Below are 3,661 nucleotides of genomic sequence, written 5' to 3' on the forward strand. Positions count from 1 at the left end.
GGCGCTGGCCGACGACGTGCGGCGGCTGCTGGCGCAGGGCTGAGTGCTGCCAAGCCACCCAGTCCGGTGGGTGGGCACTGGACACCCGCCCGTGCGCTGCGCTCACGTGCCCACGCAGCGCCGGGTTCAGCTTTGTTTGTCGGCTTCCGACGTGAAGGCGTCGGCGTAGAAGGCATCGGCGGGAAGCCCCGCCGCCGCGTAGTCGCGGCGCGCCGACTCGATGACGATCGGCGCCCCGCACGCGTACACCTCGAAGCCCGAGAGGTCTGGGTGGTCGGCCAGCACCGCTTGGTGCACAAAGCCGGTGCGACCATGCCATCCGTCTTCAGGCACGGCATCGGAGACCACCGGCACGTAGGTCAGCTGGGGCAGCTGGGTGGCCTGTTCCCGCGCCCAGGCATCCTGGTACAGGTCGTGCGGCCGCCTTCCGCCCCAGTACAGCCAGGTGGGGCGGGTGATGCCCTTGTGCTGCATGTGCTGCACGATGGCTTTGATGGGAGCGAATCCGGTGCCCGAGGCCAGCAGAATGATGGGTTTGTCGGAGTCCTCGCGCAGGTAGAAGCTGCCAAACGGCCCCTCGATGCGCAGGATGTCCTTTTCCTTCAGCGTGCCGAATACGTGGTCGGTGAACTTGCCGCCGGGCATGTGGCGGATGTGCAGCTCCAGCGTGGGCACGTCGCCGCGCAGATGGGGGGCGGTGGCCATTGAGTAGGCGCGGCGCGCGCCGTCGCGCAGCAGAAACTCGATGTACTGCCCGGCGTGATACTGGAAGGTATCGTTGGCCGGCAGTTGCAGCTGCACGATCATCACGTCGGGCGCAGCGCGCTGCAGCGCCAGCACGCGCACCGGCAGTTTCTTGATCGGAAAAGCACCGGCGGCGCTGACCTGGCGCGACTCCAGCACGATATCGCTGTGCGCGGTGGCGCAGCACGTCAGTACCAGACCGGCCGCCTCCTCCTCGGCGCTGAGCGCCTTGCTCTGGTGCGGACCGTGCGTGACCTGACCCGACAGCAGACGGCACTTGCACGAGCCGCAGGCACCGTCCTTGCAGCCGTAAGGCAGGCCGATGCCTTGCCGGATGGCGGCGGCGAGCAGGGTTTCGCTGTCGGTGGCCGCAAAGGTGCGGCCGCTGGGTTGGACGGTGATGGTGAATGTCATACTTGGACACAGGCGGCGGATGTGCCGCAAAACGGACAAAGCGAGATTGTCGCAAAAGCCACCACGGCACGGCGTGTGCCCGGTGGGGTCGAGTGTGCCGCGAAGGATGTGAATCGATGCTGAATGCAACGGGTGGGGCGCTGCCGGCGCGATTCCGGCGGTCGCGCGTGCTGATCGTGGGGTGCGGAGACGTGGGGCTGCGCGCCGTCCGCCTGTTGGCCGGCCGGGCCCGGCTGCTGGCGCTGACCTCGTCACCCCAGCGGGTGACCGAACTGCGGGCCGCTGGGGTGACGCCGCTGGTAGGCGACCTGGATGTGCCGGCTACGCTCGGGCGCCTGGCGGGGTTGGCAGCGCGCGTGCTGCATCTGGCGCCCCCGCGCAGCGATGGAGTCGGGCGCGATCTGTGGCGGGATGCACGCTCGCGCGCGCTGGCACAGGTCCTGGCTCGGCGTGTGGTGCCGACGGCGCTGGTGTACGCCTCCACCAGCGGGGTGTACGGTGACTGCGCGGGCGCGTGTGTGCGCGAGACACGGCCCGCTGCTCCGGCGACACCGCGCGCCTGGCGGCGGCTGGATGCGGAGCGCCAATGGCGCATGTTCGGACGCCGCACGGGCACGCGCGTGACGTTGCTGCGCATTCCCGGCATCTACGCCCCGGACCGGCCCGAAGGGCCACTGCAGCACCTGCGGCGCGGCACGCCGGTGCTGCGCGCCGAAGACGATGTCTACACCAACCACATCCACGCGGACGATCTGGCGCGGGCATGTGTGCTGGCGCTGTGGCGCGGCCGCCCCCAACGTGTGCTGCACGTCTGCGACGACAGCGAGCTGCGCATGGGCGACTACTTCGACCTGGTGGCCGACCTGCACGGCCTGCCGCGACCGCCCCGGCTGCCGCGCGAGGGGGCCGAGCGACAGCTGCCGCTGATGCTGCTGTCGTTCATGAGCGAGTCGCGCCGACTGGATAACACGCGCCTGAAGCGCGAACTGCGCCTGCGGTTGCGCTACCCGGACGTGCGCGCCGGCTGGACGGCAGCGCGTTGAAGCGCACGCCGAGGCGGCTATGGGCCTGCAACGGCGGCGGCTTTTTTAGCCTGCCCTCAATGTATCGCGTGCCAGCCAGACCGTGTAGGCCGCGTAGGCCAGCACCAGCGCCGCGCCTTCGAAGCGGTTGATGCGCCCGGGCCGGCCCTTCCAACCGAGCCCTAGCACGAACAGCGCCACGGTCAGGGCGGCCATCACCGGTAGGTCGCGTTGCAGCAGCGCCGCCTCGCTGGACAGCGGATGGATCGCACCAGCTAAGCCCACCACGGCTAACGTGTTGAACAGGTTGGAGCCCAGCACGTTACCCAGCGCCAAGTCGTGCTCGTTTTTGCGTGCAGCGGCAATGCACGATGCCAGTTCGGGCAGTGAGGTGCCCACCGCGACGATGGTCAGACCGATGATCAGGTCGCTGATCCCGGCGGCCTGCGCCAGCGTGACCGCGCCCCACACCAGCAGCCGCGAGCTGCTTAACAGCAGCGCCAGCCCGCCCACCGTCCAGGCCCAGGCGCGCGCGGGTGTCATCGGGTGGGCGTCGAGTTCGGCCTCGGTTTCGGTGGCCAGCGGATCGGGGCCCTGGCGCATGCCCTGCCAGATCGACCAGCCCAGTACCGCGGCGAACACCGCCAGCATCAGCAGCGCCTCGGCGCGCGCCAGCTGCAAATCCCACAGCAGGCCCAGCGCCAGCGCGGTGACGGCCAGCAAAATGGGCAGTTCCTGTCGCAGTACCTGGGAGTGGACGGTGATGGGGTTGATCAGTGCCGTCAGCCCCAGAATCAGGCCGATGTTGGCGGTGTTGGATCCGAAAGCGTTGCCCAGCGCAATGCCGGGTGCGCCTTCCAGGGCCGATAGCGTGGACACCGCCAGCTCCGGTGCCGAGGTGCCAAACCCAATGATGACCGCACCGATCAGCAGCGGCGGCAGCTGGTAGTGGCGCGCCAGGGCCGCGGCCGCATCGACGAAGCGGTCGGCCGACCAGACCAGCACGGCCAGTCCACCCACGATGGCCAGCAGCGGCATCAACCAAACGTCCATGGCAGGAAAGGGTGTTGGATCACGACGCACTGGGGACCTAAGCTGCGGCTGCGCGCACCCGCCGCTGGGACGCGGGTCTGGACGGCCCGTGCGCGCCATGGCGCTGAAACAGTGGTTTTTGGCCGCCTGCTACCGCACGTGACGATGGTGCCGGAAGCCGGACTCGAACCGGCACGGTGTCGCCACCGGCAGATTTTGAATCTGCTGCGTCTACCTATTTCGCCACTCCGGCACGCAGGTCGTCATTATCGCACACGTGCCGCACCGGCTGGCCCGTGGCATGATGCAGACCTGTACCTGCCGACACTGGCCGATTGCCGACGTCGGCTTCGACTTCGACCCACATCGCCATCGTTCCATGACGTCTCCTGCATCCGCTTCGGGCAGCCGCCCGGCGGCCCGGCGCCGGGCGCCGCGCCGCTACCCCA

The 3,661-nt window shown here is 69.1% G+C and carries 3 protein-coding genes and 1 tRNA gene; 1 reads left to right on the forward strand and 3 read right to left on the reverse strand.

All coding sequences use genetic code 11. The features are described from left to right. Nucleotides 1–126 precede the first annotated feature (126 nt). Nucleotides 127–1,158, reverse strand: coding sequence for a CDP-6-deoxy-delta-3,4-glucoseen reductase (locus tag V7Z54_RS04290; protein WP_334134611.1), 1,032 nt, complete (start codon nt 1,156–1,158; stop codon nt 127–129). A gap of 116 nt (nt 1,159–1,274) precedes the next feature. On the opposite strand from V7Z54_RS04290, the gene V7Z54_RS04295 reads away from it, so the two are divergent. After that, nucleotides 1,275–2,201 carry an NAD-dependent epimerase/dehydratase family protein gene (locus V7Z54_RS04295; protein WP_334134612.1) on the forward strand — a complete coding sequence of 309 codons (927 nt, stop codon included), beginning with the start codon at nt 1,275–1,277 and terminating at the stop codon, nt 2,199–2,201. 45 nt (nt 2,202–2,246) lie between these two features. Here V7Z54_RS04295 and V7Z54_RS04300 read toward each other — a convergent pair whose 3' ends face one another. Both V7Z54_RS04300 and V7Z54_RS04305 read right to left on the reverse strand, forming a co-directional pair. Continuing rightward, nucleotides 2,247–3,233 carry a calcium/sodium antiporter gene (locus tag V7Z54_RS04300; RefSeq protein WP_334134614.1) on the reverse strand — a complete coding sequence of 329 codons (987 nt, stop codon included), beginning with the start codon at nt 3,231–3,233 and terminating at the stop codon, nt 2,247–2,249. Between the two features lie 145 nt (nt 3,234–3,378). Further along, nucleotides 3,379–3,465, reverse strand: a tRNA-Leu gene (locus V7Z54_RS04305). Nucleotides 3,466–3,661 lie beyond the last annotated feature (196 nt).

This window comes from Tepidimonas sp. (assembly GCF_036824975.1).
Classification (GTDB): Bacteria; Pseudomonadota; Gammaproteobacteria; order Burkholderiales; family Burkholderiaceae_C; genus Tepidimonas.

What these genes read in the sequence shown, in the direction of transcription:
- V7Z54_RS04295 (WP_334134612.1), top strand. Translation starts at nt 1,275, where the DNA reads ATGCTGAATGCAACGGGTGGGGCGCTGCCGGCGCGATTCCGGCGGTCG.
- V7Z54_RS04290 (WP_334134611.1), bottom strand. Translation starts at nt 1,158, where the DNA reads ATGACATTCACCATCACCGTCCAACCCAGCGGCCGCACCTTTGCGGCC.
- V7Z54_RS04300 (WP_334134614.1), bottom strand. Translation starts at nt 3,233, where the DNA reads ATGGACGTTTGGTTGATGCCGCTGCTGGCCATCGTGGGTGGACTGGCC.